Origin of the sequence: Chryseobacterium sp. 2TAF14, from assembly GCF_052115105.1 — a bacterium.
Classification (GTDB): Bacteria; Bacteroidota; Bacteroidia; order Flavobacteriales; family Weeksellaceae; genus Chryseobacterium.
The window spans coordinates 1-16,503 of sequence record NZ_JBFRGA010000060.1; the positions used below are offsets into that span (position 1 = coordinate 1).

16 protein-coding genes are annotated in these 16,503 nt (G+C 33.2%); 7 read left to right on the forward strand and 9 right to left on the reverse strand.

Going from position 1 to position 16,503, the window contains the following annotated elements; all coding sequences use genetic code 11:
• Nucleotides 1–627: 627 nt before the first annotated feature.
• From AB4Y90_RS08490 to AB4Y90_RS08525, 8 genes are all read right to left on the reverse strand, one after another.
• Complete coding sequence (locus AB4Y90_RS08490) at nucleotides 628–1,137, reverse strand: phospholipase domain-containing protein (RefSeq protein ID WP_441556974.1); 510 nt, start codon at nucleotides 1,135–1,137, stop codon at nucleotides 628–630.
• Between the two features lie 323 nt (nucleotides 1,138–1,460).
• Entirely contained in the window at nucleotides 1,461–3,065 is a 1,605-nt protein-coding gene (locus AB4Y90_RS08495; RefSeq protein WP_441556975.1) for a hypothetical protein, read from the reverse strand.
• Between the two features lie 170 nt (nucleotides 3,066–3,235).
• Nucleotides 3,236–4,030 (reverse strand): SDR family oxidoreductase, encoded by a 795-nt coding sequence (locus AB4Y90_RS08500; RefSeq protein ID WP_441556976.1) that lies wholly within the window; start codon nucleotides 4,028–4,030, stop codon nucleotides 3,236–3,238.
• A 17-nt stretch (nucleotides 4,031–4,047) separates the two neighbouring features.
• Nucleotides 4,048–4,542, reverse strand: a complete 495-nt coding sequence (locus tag AB4Y90_RS08505) for a hypothetical protein (RefSeq protein WP_441556977.1) — start codon at nucleotides 4,540–4,542, stop codon at nucleotides 4,048–4,050.
• Nucleotides 4,543–4,992: a hypothetical protein gene (locus AB4Y90_RS08510; RefSeq protein WP_441556978.1), complete on the reverse strand. Its 450-nt coding sequence runs from the start codon at nucleotides 4,990–4,992 to the stop codon at nucleotides 4,543–4,545.
• Between the two features lie 8 nt (nucleotides 4,993–5,000).
• Nucleotides 5,001–6,224 (reverse strand): 3-phosphoshikimate 1-carboxyvinyltransferase, encoded by a 1,224-nt coding sequence (locus tag AB4Y90_RS08515; protein ID WP_441556979.1) that lies wholly within the window; start codon nucleotides 6,222–6,224, stop codon nucleotides 5,001–5,003.
• Nucleotides 6,225–6,303: 79 nt separating this feature from the next.
• Nucleotides 6,304–6,630: a nucleotide pyrophosphohydrolase gene (locus tag AB4Y90_RS08520; RefSeq protein WP_066682059.1), complete on the reverse strand. Its 327-nt coding sequence runs from the start codon at nucleotides 6,628–6,630 to the stop codon at nucleotides 6,304–6,306.
• A 107-nt stretch (nucleotides 6,631–6,737) separates the two neighbouring features.
• The gene (locus tag AB4Y90_RS08525) at nucleotides 6,738–8,141 is read right to left on the reverse strand and encodes a hypothetical protein (RefSeq protein WP_441556980.1); all 1,404 of its coding nucleotides are present in this window, start codon (nucleotides 8,139–8,141) and stop codon (nucleotides 6,738–6,740) included.
• 273 nt (nucleotides 8,142–8,414) lie between these two features.
• Between AB4Y90_RS08525 and AB4Y90_RS08530 the strand changes: the two genes are divergently transcribed.
• From AB4Y90_RS08530 to guaB, 7 genes are all read left to right on the forward strand, one after another.
• Nucleotides 8,415–8,666 (forward strand): type B 50S ribosomal protein L31, encoded by a 252-nt coding sequence (locus AB4Y90_RS08530; RefSeq protein WP_209391185.1) that lies wholly within the window; start codon nucleotides 8,415–8,417, stop codon nucleotides 8,664–8,666.
• Between the two features lie 175 nt (nucleotides 8,667–8,841).
• Nucleotides 8,842–10,002, forward strand: coding sequence for a GlmU family protein (locus AB4Y90_RS08535; protein WP_441556981.1), 1,161 nt, complete (start codon nucleotides 8,842–8,844; stop codon nucleotides 10,000–10,002).
• A gap of 328 nt (nucleotides 10,003–10,330) precedes the next feature.
• Entirely contained in the window at nucleotides 10,331–10,840 is a 510-nt protein-coding gene (locus tag AB4Y90_RS08540; RefSeq protein ID WP_441556982.1) for an RNA polymerase sigma factor, read from the forward strand.
• Nucleotides 10,815–11,489 carry a hypothetical protein gene (locus tag AB4Y90_RS08545; protein ID WP_441556983.1) on the forward strand — a complete coding sequence of 225 codons (675 nt, stop codon included), beginning with the start codon at nucleotides 10,815–10,817 and terminating at the stop codon, nucleotides 11,487–11,489. Before AB4Y90_RS08540 ends, AB4Y90_RS08545 begins: the two co-directional genes overlap by 26 nt.
• A gap of 52 nt (nucleotides 11,490–11,541) precedes the next feature.
• The gene (locus AB4Y90_RS08550) at nucleotides 11,542–12,795 is read left to right on the forward strand and encodes a DUF4252 domain-containing protein (RefSeq protein WP_441556984.1); all 1,254 of its coding nucleotides are present in this window, start codon (nucleotides 11,542–11,544) and stop codon (nucleotides 12,793–12,795) included.
• 10 nt (nucleotides 12,796–12,805) lie between these two features.
• Nucleotides 12,806–13,171: a DUF4252 domain-containing protein gene (locus tag AB4Y90_RS08555; protein WP_441556985.1), complete on the forward strand. Its 366-nt coding sequence runs from the start codon at nucleotides 12,806–12,808 to the stop codon at nucleotides 13,169–13,171.
• An 18-nt stretch (nucleotides 13,172–13,189) separates the two neighbouring features.
• Nucleotides 13,190–14,650 (forward strand): IMP dehydrogenase, encoded by a 1,461-nt coding sequence (gene guaB / locus AB4Y90_RS08560; protein ID WP_441556986.1) that lies wholly within the window; start codon nucleotides 13,190–13,192, stop codon nucleotides 14,648–14,650.
• 1,055 nt (nucleotides 14,651–15,705) lie between these two features.
• Here the strand turns inward: guaB and AB4Y90_RS08565 are convergent.
• The coding region (locus AB4Y90_RS08565) for a DUF4407 domain-containing protein (protein ID WP_441556987.1) at nucleotides 15,706–16,503 on the reverse strand (798 nt) is incomplete at its 5' end.

A 16,503-nucleotide genomic window follows, 5' to 3' on the forward strand; every position in this document is an offset into this window, starting at 1 on the left:
GGTTATACTCCTGCGGAGTATTTTTTTTGCTCATTGCACCTGAGATTATCCGCAAACATAGCTTAAAATCGTATTTTAAAGTTTGCTTATTAATTTACTCATAATTTACTTTTTAATGAATCTTAGCTTTTAAGTTTTAGAGTTTTAATCTTTATCTCATCTGTACTTTAAACTTTAATTTCCTTCAATTAAAATAGACCATAATGGACTCATCAGCCGAAAATCGAAGGTGTTTTTTTTTAATTAGAGAGACTTTTAGCCCGGATAGAAGCGGTTACCCCGGAACTTGCGTGGAAGAGATGGAAAGGGAATAGAGGATGGAAAAGCTTGGCGTGAGGAGTAATAGCGGATAGCCGGAATTAGCTCCTGAAAAAATAATCTTTTTAAAAATTGATACTGTAGGACGAATTCCAAATGTACTCTTGTTGTTATACATTAACTGCAATTGTAAAACTTCAATCCCTATCGTCTGGGTTGCGAAACCATTGAATGATTAGAAAAATTTGCTACCAACAGTGAAGCTCAAAATATTTGTAGAAAACTGCGAATACGCCAGTCTGCACAAAGATGAATAGGAATAAAACCGCTATTTACGGTATGAAAATTAGATTTTATTTTCGAAATTATTTAGGGCTTTCCAAGTTCTATTCTTCCTGCAAAATGCCAACTGTTATGTTCAGTTTTTATTTTCAAATCATACCAACCTCTGGTTCTGTCTAGGTTGAAAGTTAATGTTTCTTGGCTGCTTACAATGATATCTTTACTTTCACCCAGATAAACATTTTCAAAATTAGCGGTTACCTTTTCCTCAGATATAAGATTAAACTTAATCTCGACTGCATTTTCTGAAATTTTATTTGATAGAGTAACTTCTATTTTCGGAGACTTTGTGCCTTTAAATTTTCTTACAAAACCATTCGGGCCGGTTACCTCGTAGCTGTAGTTTTCAGAATTTATCTGATGATTAATACGTTCCTCAGAAGAAAGTTTATAGCTGAAATAGTAATCTTTGGTATTAAATTTATTTTTGTCATAAATTATTAAAGACACTGTATTTGTCTTAAGATTAATCATAGAAATTTCGTCTCTTCCGAAATTTACATTGTAATTGTCTAATGTTGAGTTCTTAGTTTGCATGGCTCTTCCTGAATTTTTTTCATTAGTTATTTATTTCAGAATAGCATTTTGCGATTGGCGTAAAGTTTTTATAGTAATTTTAGGCTTTAATAATATTGTTTAGACAGATAAACTTAAATTATTATAAAACGTTGTGAATTTACTATTTTTTTACCAAACAAATATAGTTTTTTTTTAGCATTAATGTTTTAATCCTTTATTAAGAATTAAATATTTTTTTTATAATGTAATATGCTGAAAATTAATGTAATTGTAAAGTCGAATTTAAAGATAATTCACAAATTACATCTTACTTTTTTAGATTTATATAAATTGATTTTTTTTTAAAATCTACTCAGAATTCCCCAGTGAATTTTTATATCATTAAACTTAAAAGGGTTTCCAAACTCGTTACCGTTAGAAAGCTGGAAGCTCATCAAGCCAATAGGAATAAAGAAATTGAAACCAAGACCAACGCTGTACAATTTGGGTTTTACGTTGAGCGATTTATTGTTGAGCTGCCCATATTGTCCGAAAACGTCAAAAAATGCCTGATTTCCGATGAGATAACGGTATTCCATTCCTGCGTAATAATAAAAATCGGCGGCGAGAGAGTTTTCGTTAAAACCCCGGAGAGAATTCCATCCTCCGAAGCGGTACAATTCGTTGGCAGAAAAGTCGATTTTAGAATCCATCATGGCTCCTTCTCCTTTGATGTTGAGAAAGTGATTTCCGTTGATGTGATAATTGTATTCGCCAAAAAAATAGAATTGGTTTTGGTTGGCCTTTATTTTTTCTCCGGTATAATTGGTTGCCAGAAAATCGTATCCTACATTTAATTTAGATTTATAAAGAAAAAGATCAATATCGGTAGGCTCGGTCATATCGAAGAAAATACCGATCCCTTTTTTGTTGTAATCTTTCCCCTGAATATAGAGACTGTCGATAATGGTAGAGTTCTCAAAAGTTCCTCTCAAACCTATTTTTTGACGGCTGTTGAGATGATAATAAAACGCAGGCAAAGCTTTTACGTTGGCAAAAGTAGAGTCTTGCCTGAAGATATTCACTTTCATATTTAAACCCACATTAGAGCTGAATAAATACGGAATATCGGTCTGCAAATCAAAAGTCTGACCTTTATCCGGGTTTCTCTGCCAATAAAGATTGATGGCTTCAAAACCGTTAAACATATTTTTAAAGTTCACATTCAAAGTTCCGTTTAGCGTAAATTTGTCTGTTTTATCGTTTCCAAAACCGATAACCCCGTCAAAAGTATTGGTTTTTTTCTTTTCCATAAACAGATAAATCTGCGTAGAATCTTTTGTGAAAAGCGTTTGCGGTTGCCGCTCGAGCGTAATGAAAGGGTGGTTCTGGAAGTTTTTATTAATGGCGATCAGGTTTTTGTCGTCATAAGTTTTTCCTTTAAATTCTTTTTCGAGGTTTTTTATAAATCTCTTCGGAACTCTTGTGTAGCCTTTCGCCACAAAACCATCAATTGTTCTTTTATTATTTTTGTTAATATCAAGTTCTACAACCGGAAAGCCGTTTTTCTGACCTTTAAACTGAGACTTGATCCGGCTGAATGCAAACCCGTCGTCAATATATTTTTTGTTGATATTTTTTTTTACCGAATCTAAATTTTTAGTGAAAAACTCTTTTTCCAGCTTAAACCGATTTACGATAGAATCCGATAAATTAACATACGTTTCGTTGAAGTTTTTGCCTTTGTCGTAGAAAATTTCTGTGCTGTCGCCTTTTAATTTTACATCTTTAAGTTCGGTGAAAAAGTAATTGTTTTGGGCCAAGGAATCGAGAAACTTTACTGCAGAAAGAGAATCTTTTACTTTTTTCCTGGCTTTTGTTTCTGTATCGATCAGAAAATAATGCTTCTTCTGCGCTTGTACAAAAACGCAAAACAGGATAAAAAATATGTTTAAAAATAATTTCAATTTTATTTGAATTTTAAACCATTAAGTTTTTATTAAGCAGTTAAGAATATTAAGTTAGGCTTCTACAAAGCATTGCGTTAATTAAAATCTATTGATTTTTCTTAATGAAACTTAACTTCTTAATTCCTTCTTAATGGTTCAAAATATATTTAATTTTAAAATAACTGAATCTAAGCCAGTTTATTATATTTCTTCATTAAATTCTCGTAAGTTCCCTGCGGAAGAATCCATTTCAAAGGAACGCCGATTTTTTGCCCGAATTTACCAAAATAATAATGAGCTTTCCATTTATTTTTAATTAAAAGCTGGTCGATGTATTCTGCGACTTCCAACGGTTCTGTTCCGTCGCCAACGTGGGAATTCATCAAAGCATACACTTTTTCGAATACATTTTTATAAGGCTCGGAAACTTTTGTTTTTACCCGGTTTTCTGCAATATTAGTTTTAATATCTCCTAAATGTAGCGAACAAACATCAATATTCCAAGGATAAACTTCGTATCTCATCGCTTCGGTAACTTTATCTAAAGCAGATTTTGAAGCCGAATAAAACCCGCGGAAAGGCAATCCCATTTCACTTCCGATACTGGAAACGTTGATGATTTTTCCGAATTTGTTTTCACGCATTTTCGGCATTACGGCGCTCATCATTTGTACGGCTCCAACTAAATTTAAGTTGAACAGCTTTAAAATATCTTCTTTTGCAGAGTCTTCTACAGAACCTACCATTCCCATTCCTGCGTTGTTGATTAATACATCAATCCTGGTTTCTGTTTTTAAAACTTCAGCGATTGCATTTTGTATGGCATCATTATCCGTCACATCAGTAGGAATAGATTTAAAATACTGACTTTCGGTATGTTTTCGGCTCAAACCGTAAACGTGATATCCTTTTTTACCGAAATATTCTGCTAATACGAAACCAATTCCTGAAGAAGTTCCGGTGATGATTATAGTTTTATTCAATTTTTTATGGTTTTAATTTAAAATGACAGTCCGATATCTTCTTTTTCAATCATTTTTGTGTCTTCCAGATTACAGATACAGCCTTTCACTGTTTTATAATTTCCGTTGATGCGGGTTTCTTTTCCTTTGCTGTCTTTAATAATAATTCCGGCTGTGTAAACTTCGCCTTCTGCGTGGTAGGTTCTGAATAATAAATATTCGTAGCCATTATTTTTAAATGAAAGATTATCGATTTCCATTCCTGAATTTTGTATTCCGCCACCTCGCCAATAAGAATTGTAGTGAAACTTTTTCCAGCTTTCTTTTGTTCTTTCAGCAGGAAATTCCATTTCAACTTTGCTTTTAGTTCCAAAGCGATACTGAATGTATTTATTGGTTTTATCTTTTACCAAAAACATTTTCTTACGGGTTTTGGTTTCAAATGAATAAATTACTTCTTCATTAGGTAAAAGATACTGTGCCCAAAATGTCAAAGGAATTAAGACATACAATATAATGAGTAGCTTTTTCATTTAATTTTTTTTTAAATAAAATTTTTTAATTCTGAAAGGAATGATGATTGTCCATATCAAAAGATTGCTCAAAAGACTTAAAGGTGAAACTATTGCAGTTTTAAATATTATGAATAAAGGATAACCGATATTCTTTCCTAGAAATACATTATCATAATGATTAAAAGCATTATCGTACCAAGAAAGATTTTCCCTTTCGTTAATTGTTATCTCCCAAAATAGTATATTAAAAACTAAAAGTACAATTGTTGTAAAATAATTTTCATAATACAAACTGATGATAAATATTGATAAAGTAATAATTACCCGAAATGTAAATTTTAGATTTATAACTGAGTGTAATCGAATCGCATCAACAATATTAATCAAAATACAACAAGCCAAAACAATAATAATAAATGTTTTAACAATTTTATTGATTTTGAAAAACTTTGTTGATTCAATATTCATTTGAAAGTTCAATTATTTTCTAATAAAATTTTCAAATCTTCCCAAAACATCGGATACGATTTTTCAACCACATTTTCGTCTTCAATATTCAATTCTTTAATCAGGCAAAACGGTGCAAAGCTCATTGCCATTCTGTGATCCTGATAAGTTTTGACAGAAATATTTTCTTCAGCTTCATTAAAGCTAATTGATTTTATGGTAGAATCTGTGATTTCAGTCTCRGTTCCCAGCTTTTTCAGTTCATTGTATAAAGCTAAAAGTCGGTCGGTTTCTTTTACCCTCAATGTTCCCAAACCTGAGATTTCAAAAGGAATTTTCAGAGCTGAAGCCGTTACACAAAGCGTTTGTGCAATATCCGGACAATTATTCATGTCTAAAACAATTTTTTCCGGAAATATGAAATTATCAATCGGCTGAAGCGTCAGTTTATGCTCATCTTCGGTGAAAATGGTTTTAATTCCGAAAAACTTTTCATAAATATCGGCAATCGCAGAATCACCCTGAGTTGATTCTTTGTAAAAACTTTTCAAGTGAATCGTTTTTCTTCCCAAAGCAGCAAAAGAATAAAAATATGATGCAGAACTCCAGTCGCTTTCAACTTCATAATTGATAATTGATGAATGATTATTGATAAATGATTCTACTTTAATAGTATTGCCAATAAAACTGTTTTTTATTCCGAATCTGGTTAAAATATCCAGAGTCATTTCGATATATGATCTCGAAGTAACTTCACCAATCAAGTTTATTTCTAAACCATTTTCTAATTTTCCTGCGATCAGCAGCAGAGAAGTGATAAACTGGCTCGAAATATTTGCAGGAACATCAACTTTTGTCTCTGTAATTTTTCTTCCTGTAATTTTCAAAGGCGGAAAACCTTCGTTTTCTAAATACTCAATTTCAACACCGAGATTTTGTAAAGCGGTAACCAGATTTTTTATCGGTCTTTCTTTCATCCTTCCGGAACCTGTGAGAATGGTTGTTTTTCCATTCTGAATAGAATAATATGATGTTAAAAAACGCATCGCCGTTCCTGCATGATGAATGTCTACAATTTCAGAGGTTTCTGAAAGTGCTTTTTTCAGCAATTGCGTATCCTGAGAATTGGAAAGGTTCCCGATTTTTATGTTTGCAAACAAACTTTCTAAAATCAACAAACGATTCGAAATACTTTTCGAACCGCTGATTTGTATGGTTATGTTTTCTTTTAATATTGATTTTTCTAACTTCATTGTTTTAAAGATTTTGAGACTTCAGATGTCAGATTTCAGACTTTCGATTGTCTGATATCTGAAGTCTAGCATCTGAAATCTACTTCAATTTCTCATTATTCTGATGACGATCTTTGTCGCGATCAGTTTTTATTTTCATTTTTTTATCAAAAGCTTCCTGTAAATTAACTCCGGTTTGATTGGCTAAACATAAAGTTACAAACAAGACATCTGCTAATTCTTCACCAAGATCTTTGGTTTTATCACTTTCTTTTTCGCTTTGTTCGCCGTATCTTCTAGCAATTATTCTTGCAACCTCGCCCACTTCTTCGGTAAGCATTGCCATGTTGGTAAGCTCGTTAAAATATCTTACACCAATGGTTTTTATCCATTCATCAACTTGCTGCTGCAGATTTGTAATTTCCATTTAAAAAAAATCAATTAACAATTAACAATTAACAATTAACAATTAACAATTAACAATTAACAATTAACAATTAACAATTAACAATTAACAATTAACAATTAACAATTTTACTGATATGCTCCTAAAGTCGGGCTTGTCGTTCTTGAAACATTGACAATATCTGTAGGAACCGAATTGGCAACCGTGAGATCACCTATATTTTTTGCGGGAGAATCTGCTTTTACTCTTAAATTCATCTTGGCTGCAAAATAATTCATAAATCTCGGATCCTGATTTTTTATGCTTTGAGTGACACTGGAACTGGTAAAATCAAAACCAGCCGCACTTATTCCTGAGTATTTCAGTAAACAGTTTTGAATCTCAAAATTGAAGAGCTGTCCCGGAGTTTGTTCAAAAGCTACGGCATTATCACGGTCAGAATAAACGATACTGTTTCGGATATTGATATGTAAAGAGCCCTGCAAAGTTTGTCCGTTCTCGTCTTTGAATTCATTGGTCGCAAAAATTCCGTTGCGGGTTGACTGATTTAAGGTTTCAGAATAATTAGCAATGGTAGAATGTACAAAATCATAAACTCCACCTTTAAAGATTCCAACGCAAGATTCGCCGCAGTTATTCATTACCAGATTTTTTGCATTGATATTAGATCTTACCGAATAAATACCGTATTCCTGAAATGTATGAATGAAAGAATTGCTTATTGTAGCATTGGTTTCTGTCATTTCTAAACCTCTCGTTCCTCCGAAAAGTCGGGTATGATTCATATTCAAAACAGAAGCAGCTTCCATTTTTATAGAATTCCAGTTTCTTGGGATGGTATCATAGTAAGGATCATTTCTGTTACCACGAATAATTACCTGATTATCTGCAGTTCCGTTAATATTCAAAGTTGCTCCGCCCGAAATTTTCATTCCGCTGTTTTTATGGAAATAGACTTTAGTTCCCGCTTGTATATTCAGGTGTACTCCCGGTTCTACGGTCAGATCTCCGTAAATAATTTTAGCCTTATTATTAGACCAGTTTACATCAGATGCAATTACATTCGGGTTTGAAGGTGTTTTAATGAAAAACTCAGCATCCTGAACGACAGAAAATAAAGTAACATGCTGCTGTCCAGCTCCGGTTGTAAACAAAACCCTGTCTTCGGCAATCGCTTCCGGACCTGTAGCCTGAGGCGCAATTTCTACGAAAATATAAAGGCTGTCTTTTTTTCTGAGCGGAATATTCTGAAAATCGTGTCCTGTTTTTCCGTCTACATTAATTTTATATAACGATGCAGCACCTTTTTCAAGGTGAATTCTTGGGATCATCACATCTTTATCTTCATTATTAAATACCTTTACCGCATAGGTTTCTGAACGTACCTGATGATAAACAGTATCGCAAAAAACAGTGTCTCTTGAAAAGCTCAGCTCCTGAGACGGTGCGTCAAAAGTAATATCATCTTTATCACAAGAAATTGCCATAAACAACATCCAGAAAGAAAAAAAGAGTAATGATTTGAATTTCATAGGTAGAAATTTTTGTTTTTATTTAAGTTATCTGCCATCGCTTATCTTCATTGATATTTTGTGATCAAAAGCAGCCTAAGCGATTTCATTTAAATTAAAATTTATATAAGTTTCAAATTTAACGAAAATACTTTAATTTTCTTATCTTTTAAAAATTGTTGATCAGGTATTTGTATATTATAAAAATTATTGTATTTTTGCAACCTAAAATTTAGCAGAAGAAATACCATTACTATTTCGAAAGCAAAACTTTAATTTTTTAAAAATTGTATTATGAAAAACGGAATTCACCCAGAAAATTATAGACTTGTTGTTTTCAAAGATATGAGTAACGACGAAATGTTTCTTTGCAAATCAACTGCAGATACGAAAGACACGATCGAGTTTGAAGGAACTGAGTACCCATTGATCAAAATGGAAATCTCTTCTACTTCTCACCCTTTCTACACAGGAAAAACTAAATTAGTTGATACTGCAGGTAGAGTAGACAAATTTATGAACAAATACAAAAAATTCGCTAAGTAATTTTTTGATTTTACAATATTTAAAAGTCTTCCGATTTTTCGGGAGACTTTTTTTGTGCACTTTAATTAGAATTAAAATTCATATAGTATAACTTCTCTCAATGATTCGTATTTTTGTTAATCTCGAAACTCGAATCTCGAAACATTGAACATAAAACTTTAAACCCGAAACCCACATGCAACTCGTTTTCTCTGATGCACAATATTGGGAAGATTTTCTTCCGCTTACCTTTACAAGACCTGTCGCAGAAATGCGATGCGGAATTCTCACTTTCTCAGAAAGGTGGCAGAAACTTTTAGATTCTACGGAGATTTCCTGGTTTACAGAAATGTATCTTCAGCAAAAATTCAGAGAACCTGAAAAAAAAGAAAGCCTGTTTTTGGTTCCTAATTTTTTACCGACAGAAGCCGTTATCCAGCAAATTAAAGATTTAAAACAAGGCGAAGCTTTGGTCTATGAAGACGAGCTGGTTGCTGCAAAAATAAATATGGAAGGTTTTTCTCTGAATCAGATTGAAAAGATGACCGACATAAAAGAAGAACTTGTTTTCTTTAAAAAGCCTACTGATTTATTTACTTATAATAAAGAAGCCATCGATTTTGATTTTGAATTATTAACGAAAGGAAAAACTTCACAGGAATTGTCTTCTACCAACGGGTTTTTAGGAAATAAAGAAGATTTGTTCATCGAAGAAGGTGCAGAAGTTGAATTTTCAACCATCAATACAAAAACCGGAAAAATTTACATCGGGAAAAATGCCGAAGTGATGGAAGGTTGTAATCTTCGCGGTCCGATTGCACTTTGTGAAGGCTCAAAATTTAATTTAGGCGCAAAAATTTATGGTGCAACCACGATTGGTCCGCATTCTAAAGTTGGAGGTGAAGTAAGCAACATCATTATTTTTGGCTATTCTAATAAAGGTCATGACGGTTTTGTCGGAAATTCTGTGATCGGAGAATGGTGTAATCTTGGAGCAGATACCAATTCATCCAATCTGAAAAACAATTACGGAAATGTGAAGCTTTGGAACTACAGGACAAAAGATTTCCAGGAAACAGGTTTGCAGTTTGCAGGGCTGATTATGGGGGATCATTCTAAAACAGCTATCAATACGCAATTAAATACAGGAACAGTGATCGGAGTTGCGTCCAATATCTTTAAAGAAGGTTTCCCTCCGAATTTGATTGAAAACTTTTCGTGGGGTGGTTTTAAAGATGATGAACGTTTTAAATTAGATAAAGCTTATGAAGTTGCCGAAAAAGTGATGGCAAGAAGAAAATTGCCTTTAACAGATAACGATAAAAGTATTTTGAAACATATTTTTGATAATTATTGAGAACTTTCTTAAAATTATTTGAACCATTAAGCTTACTTAAGTTGTTAAGTTTTTTTAAGAACATCTAAAGATATTTATTAAGCATACAGCTTAAAGCGAAGCTCATCTTAATAAATCTAAACTCCTTAATAAATTCTTAATGGTAAAAAATTTAAATACAAATATTCTTACTCTCGCAGATTTTGCTGATAAAGCTGATTTATTAAATCTGCTAAATTGGTCTAATCGACCTGGAAAAAAAGGAAACTTCAAAACTTTTTTGAAGTTTTTTTATTTTTAGTGTAATATTTTTCAATTTCAGATTGTCTTACTTATAGAAACGAAACTTATGACCCAAGAAACTTTTAGGAATACGGTATTTGTTCTCAGAGATGAGATGTTCCGTTTTGCGAAAAGGTTTGTCATGAGCAGCGATGAAGCGGAAGATGTAGTACAGGATTTGATGATAAAATTCTGGCAGAAAAAAGATGAGCTGGAAAGGTTCGGAAATTTCAAATCTTATGCCTTAAAATCTGTAAAAAACGAATGTCTTAACCGATTGAAGCATCACGATGTAAAATTGGGTTTTGCAGATTTGCAGCTTCATCGATCGGAACTTTACAGCATGGATGTAAATAATCTGAAAGAACAGATCATTGGATTTATCAACCAGCTTCCAGAGAAACAGAAAATGGTGATCCATTTGAAGGATGTAGAAGAGTATGATGTGTCTGAAATTTCTGAAATGCTGGAAATGGAAGAAAACGCAGTAAGAGTAAATCTGATGCGCGCAAGACAAAAAGTAAAAGAACAAATCTCACAACTGATGAGCTATGAGCAACGACAAATTTCAAGATAAATATAACGAAGTCTTCCAAAGTTTAAAGGAAGAAAAAATGAATTGGGATTTTGAAGATTTCCTGAAAAAAGCAGAAGGAAATGAAGATGAGATTTCAGATAATGAAACTCCGGTTATCCCGATTCAGGGTAAAAAGCCTTCGCTTCCGAAATGGTTTTGGATGGCTGCAAGTGTGATATTGCTTTTAAGTATCGGCTTTTTATTTAATCAAAATCAAAACGGAGAAGTTACAGATCAGGCAAAATTGGTTGAAAACGAAATCCAGAAGCAGAAAAATGATTTCATTAACGAAAATCATAATCCTAATTCTCAGGTTGCAGTACATATTACCGATTCTGTTTCGGGGGCGAAACAAGATTCTATTTTTGTAGAAAATTCAATTGCAGAAAAAGATGTTTTGGATGATATACTTTCTAAAAAAAGCAGAATTAAAAAAGAATCTAAACCGAAATATGTGTACAACCCGCAAAAAAACAATCTCATCCAGAAAGATTCCACAAGATATAAAGRTTCTTATGTTATCGTAAACGGAAAACGTATTGATAATATGGAAGAAGCTATAAACGTAACAAAATATTCGTTCCAGATTGTTGCCAATAATGTGAATCAGGCATTGGCTCCAAAGGTAATGGATAATGTAGATTATTAACAACAGATTATGCTACTGATCAGGCTTATAATCAATTAATTTAAACTGACTTATGAAAAAAATATTCATTATATGCACTCTTGTACTGTCTCATTTCTTTAATGTGTACGGACAAAAAAATAACCTTGACCAACTTTTTGACAAATATCAGGAAGTGGAAGGAGTGACCTCTATTAAAATTGCAAAACCCATGTTTGGGATGCTGAGCAATTTAAATATTGCAGACGCAGAGCTCGATCAGATAAAACCTTTGCTTTCAAAAATTGACGGGCTTAAAGTTCTTATTACAGAAAATACAAGAGGAGAACTCGCAAACGTGAACAAAGAAATTTCATCGTATTTAAATAATTTAAACTACAATGAAATAATGTCTGTGAAAAATGCGGGAAGTAAAATCAAATTCCTTTCATCTGAAGCAAAAAATGATGGAACGTTAGATAATATGCTTTTGAGTATTGACAGCGGAGGCGGAGAAAATATTCTCGTGATGCTCGACGGAAAAATTTCTATGGATGATGTGAATAAAATTATCAATGCCGGCGAAACTAAAACTAATACGACAAGAACTTCGATAACCAGCAGTTTTACATCAGATAATACATCTTCTTATCTTAATGGGGAAAATAGAAATGTGGGACAATTCTCAGGAATTGATGTCAGTACAGGAGTGAAGGTGGTTTTTACACAGGAAAATAATACAAGTGTAAAGGTTTTTGCAGACGCAGATAAGCTTCAAAATGTGATTACAAAAGTTGAAAACGGTGTTTTGAAGGTTTATATTGATAATAAAGGAACACGAAATTTGAGATTTAAAAACTTGAGTGTTAATGTTTCTTCCCCAAAAATGGAAAGAATCAAAGCTTCATCGGGTTCTAATTTTACAACCGTGAATCAAATAAGCGGAAAAGAAATGACCTTGGATGCATCTTCAGGATCTGCTGTTGTGGGAAAATTTCAGATTTCAGGAACATCAAATGTTGAGGCAAGCTCCGGTTCGAATGTGAAAGCTTCAATCAGTTCGGATAAAGTTTTGGTTAAAAGTTCAAGCGGTTCAAGCATAACTTTAGAAGGAGATACTGAATATATAGCAATCGACGCAAGCAGCGGTTCTTCATGCAAGACCGATCAGCTTAGAGCGAATGTTGGTGTTGTAGAATCTACATCCGGAAGCAGTACTTCTGTAAACGCTAAAGATAAATTAACTGTGAAAGCTTCTTCTGCGGGATCTGTAAGATATAAAGGAAATCCAAGAATTGATTCAAATATCAGCAAATCATCAGCAGGAAGTTTGAAACAAATCAACTAAAAACAATACCATGAAAATCTTCAAAAATATTTTTCTCGCTTGTTGCACGCTATTTTTAATGCAGTCTTGTATTGTTTCAAGCAAACCAAACATCGATTTTTTTTCGAAATCAGATTATGATTTTCAGGATGCAAAATTTGCCAGCTTCAATGTGCCTTTGTTTTTAGCAAAACCTCATATCAAAAGAGCTTTGAGGCAGGAAGGTGAAAGTGAGGCAGCCATTGCAATGGTGAAAAAAATTTCAAAAATAAAAATGATGACCGTAGCCAACGGAAGTGAAAAAATGATGAAAGATTATGCTGCCTATCTTAAAAATAATAATTACCAAGATTGGGCAACCATAAAGCATGATGGTGAAAATGTAAACATCCCTTAATTTTGCAAGAAAGTAAAGATGTCTATTCATAACAAAATTGTAGAGACAGCCATCACTTTCGATGACGTGCTTCTAGTTCCTTCTTATTCTGAAGTTTTACCTAATCAGGTTTCATTAAAATCAAGACTTACCGACAAAATTACGCTTAATGTTCCGATTGTTTCCGCTGCGATGGATACTGTTACAGAGGCAGATTTGGCAATTGCTTTGGCAAGAGTCGGCGGTTTGGGTTTCATTCAYAAAAATATGACAATTGCCGAGCAAGCCGCTCAGGTAAACAGAGTAAAGCGTTCTGAAAACGGAATGATCTCTGATCCTGTAACGCTTTCAAAAGATCATACTTTGGCGCAGGCTAAAGAAACGATGGCAAAATATAAAATCTCAGGTCTTCCGGTTGTGGATGCCGAAAATACGTTGATTGGTATTATCACCAACAGAGACGTAAAATATCAGGAAAACCTTGATATGAAAGTTGAAGAGATCATGACGAAAGAAAACCTGATCACTTCCGATAAAAATACAAACCTTGAGAAAGCCAAAGAAATTTTGCTTAAAGGCCGTGTTGAAAAACTTCCTATCGTAGACGAAAACAATAAACTGGTTGGTTTAATTACCATTAAAGATATCGACAACCAATTGGAATATCCCAATGCCAATAAAGACGAAAACGGTCGCCTGATCGTAGGAGCCGGAGTTGGAGTTGGAGAAGATACTTTGGAAAGAATTGAAGCTTTGGTAAAAGCCGGGGTTGATATTATCGGTATCGATTCTGCTCATGGTCATTCTAAAGGCGTTTTAGATAAAATCTCGGAAATCAGAAGCAAATATCCTGATCTGGATATCGTTGGTGGAAACATCGTAACGGCAGAAGCTGCGGAAGATTTAATTAAAGCAGGTGCAAATGTTCTGAAAGTAGGGGTTGGTCCCGGTTCTATCTGTACAACAAGAGTGGTTGCAGGTGTTGGAGTTCCTCAGTTATCTGCTATTTATAATGTTTACGAATTTGCTAAAACTAAAAATGTTGCGGTAATCGCCGATGGTGGAATCAAGCTTTCAGGCGATATCGTAAAAGCTATTGCAAGTGGAGCAGGAGCAGTAATGTTGGGATCGCTTTTAGCGGGAACTGATGAAGCTCCGGGTGAAGAAATTATTTTCCAGGGCAGAAAATTCAAAACATATCAGGGAATGGGAAGTCTTTCTGCAATGAAGAGAGGCGGAAAAGAAAGATATTTCCAGAGTGAAGCTAAAAAATTCGTTCCGGAAGGAATCGAAGGTAGAGTTCCGAGTAAAGGCAAATTGGAAGATGTGATTTTCCAATTGACAGGTGGTCTTAGAGCCGGAATGGGATATTGTGGAGCCAAAGATGTTGAAGCTTTGCAGACTGAAACGAAAATGGTGATGATTACAGGAAGCGGATTGAAAGAATCTCATCCGCATGATGTGATTATTACTCAGGAAGCTCCGAATTATTCTTTATAATAAATAGTAAATACATAAATAAAATACCTCCGAAAATCCGGAGGTATTTTTTTGAACCAAAAATTAAATATGAAAAGCGTAAAGAAAATTTCTGTATTCATCATCAAGCTTTTGCTCTCCGAATACAAATTTATTCATCATTCGTGTTTTTACTGTCAATTGTGTTTTTGTTTTTTGTATTTATTCCAGAGCCTTTTAGAGGCCCTGAAAATAAATACTTCTAATTTTTCATCACTGAGTTTTCACCTTCGAAAATTAAATTTTCATCCTTGTGTTTTTGTGTTTTAATTATCCTAAGTTTTTTAGTCCTTCTGATAATTACGATCTAATTTTTTCCATCAATCCTTGTGTTTTGTGTTTTTTGGTATTTACCGGAGAGCTTTTTATGGCTCTCCGAACAAATACAATCTAATTTTTCTTCATCACTGAGTTTTYACCTSTGAATATTAGATTTCCATCMTTGTGTTTTGTGTTTTAATTATCCTAAGTTTTTTTAGTCCTTCGAATAATTACGATCTAATTTTTTCATCATTTGAGTTTTCACCTCCGAAAATTAGATTTCCATCATTGTGTTTTGTGTTTTTAATTATCCTAAGTTTTTTATTTCTTCGAATAATTATGATCTAATTTTTTTTCATCATTGAGTTTTTACCTCCTTCAAAAAATTATTTTCTCATCTGTGTTTTAAGTCATTTGTGTTTTTCGTACTTATCCGAGAGCCATTTTGTGGCTCATCGAATAAATACTTTTTGAATAATACATTTCATCATTGAGTTTTACCTCCGTTGAAAAATATTTTCTCATTTGTGTTTTTTAATTGCTTTAAATCAGTTTAAAAAGAAGTTTGTTTTTCTCTTAACTTTCATGATGTAAATTTATTAACATAATAAACTCAATCATAATTATTCCTTTAGATATACATCAATATGCTTGTAGATATTTATCTACATTGTAGAATATTTAATGAATAATTGATTTTATCATTGTTTATATTGAAAAACCCGCAATAGTTTGCGGGTTTTTTAGGTTTTATGAAAAGTAATGTTTTTTTGTTGCTAATTTTTTAACCGGTCTTTAAAATCATCAATCCGAAAATCAGTTAATACATTACCTTTTTCAATTTTTTCTTTAGAATAAAGACGGAAATCATTTTCTGTTTTTTCTAAAAGATAATCGTAAGGACCAACTGATGAAATTAATTTAATCAAAACCGGCGAGATTTCCAGGGTGATAAACAATCCCATGATAAAAGCTGCTGCAGTGGCAATAATTGCCGAGTTTTTTCCTAATTCGTCTAAAGCCTGTAATCTTGCCGCAAATCCGTTGAATTTATCTTCAAATGTTTCGGTAGATTTTCTTTCAGTTTCCAGATTGGTGTAAACTTTAGAGATCTCTTTGTCTAGATATTCCAGTCTTGGCGCTACTTGCTTTTGATAATTTTCCAGATCTTGCCTGCGTTGCTCTTTTAATTCCTGCTTTCGTTTGGCGTTAGAGCCAAAACCTACTTTTCCGCTGGTTAAATTAGATTGCTTTCCCAAAATTTCTTTTTCAAGTTCAACGGAAGCGGAATCATATGACTTTTGATACTGAGCAATTTTTTCGGCAATTTGTTTTTTTTCAGTTTCAAAAGGTCCGCTTTGCTGTAAGATTCTTCCGTTCATTTGTTTTTGCAGATCGGTTTTGTTACGCTGAATAATCGTATTCAGTTGCTTGTTGACCTCCTTTTCAAAAATTTTAAGCTCTAAAGGTTTAGAAATAATAATTCCTAAAAATGTTGCCAAAATCAATCTCGGAACAGACATCAGAAACTGGGTCCACCATGACCCTGTTTTTTTGATGGATGAAACAATGTA

What these genes read in the sequence shown, in the direction of transcription:
- AB4Y90_RS08490 (WP_441556974.1), bottom strand. Translation starts at nt 1,137, where the DNA reads ATGCAAACTAAGAACTCAACATTAGACAATTACAATGTAAATTTCGGA.
- AB4Y90_RS08505 (WP_441556977.1), bottom strand. Translation starts at nt 4,542, where the DNA reads ATGAAAAAGCTACTCATTATATTGTATGTCTTAATTCCTTTGACATTT.
- AB4Y90_RS08510 (WP_441556978.1), bottom strand. Translation starts at nt 4,992, where the DNA reads ATGAATATTGAATCAACAAAGTTTTTCAAAATCAATAAAATTGTTAAA.
- AB4Y90_RS08520 (WP_066682059.1), bottom strand. Translation starts at nt 6,630, where the DNA reads ATGGAAATTACAAATCTGCAGCAGCAAGTTGATGAATGGATAAAAACC.
- AB4Y90_RS08525 (WP_441556980.1), bottom strand. Translation starts at nt 8,141, where the DNA reads ATGAAATTCAAATCATTACTCTTTTTTTCTTTCTGGATGTTGTTTATG.
- AB4Y90_RS08530 (WP_209391185.1), top strand. Translation starts at nt 8,415, where the DNA reads ATGAAAAACGGAATTCACCCAGAAAATTATAGACTTGTTGTTTTCAAA.
- AB4Y90_RS08535 (WP_441556981.1), top strand. Translation starts at nt 8,842, where the DNA reads ATGCAACTCGTTTTCTCTGATGCACAATATTGGGAAGATTTTCTTCCG.
- AB4Y90_RS08540 (WP_441556982.1), top strand. Translation starts at nt 10,331, where the DNA reads ATGACCCAAGAAACTTTTAGGAATACGGTATTTGTTCTCAGAGATGAG.
- AB4Y90_RS08550 (WP_441556984.1), top strand. Translation starts at nt 11,542, where the DNA reads ATGAAAAAAATATTCATTATATGCACTCTTGTACTGTCTCATTTCTTT.
- AB4Y90_RS08555 (WP_441556985.1), top strand. Translation starts at nt 12,806, where the DNA reads ATGAAAATCTTCAAAAATATTTTTCTCGCTTGTTGCACGCTATTTTTA.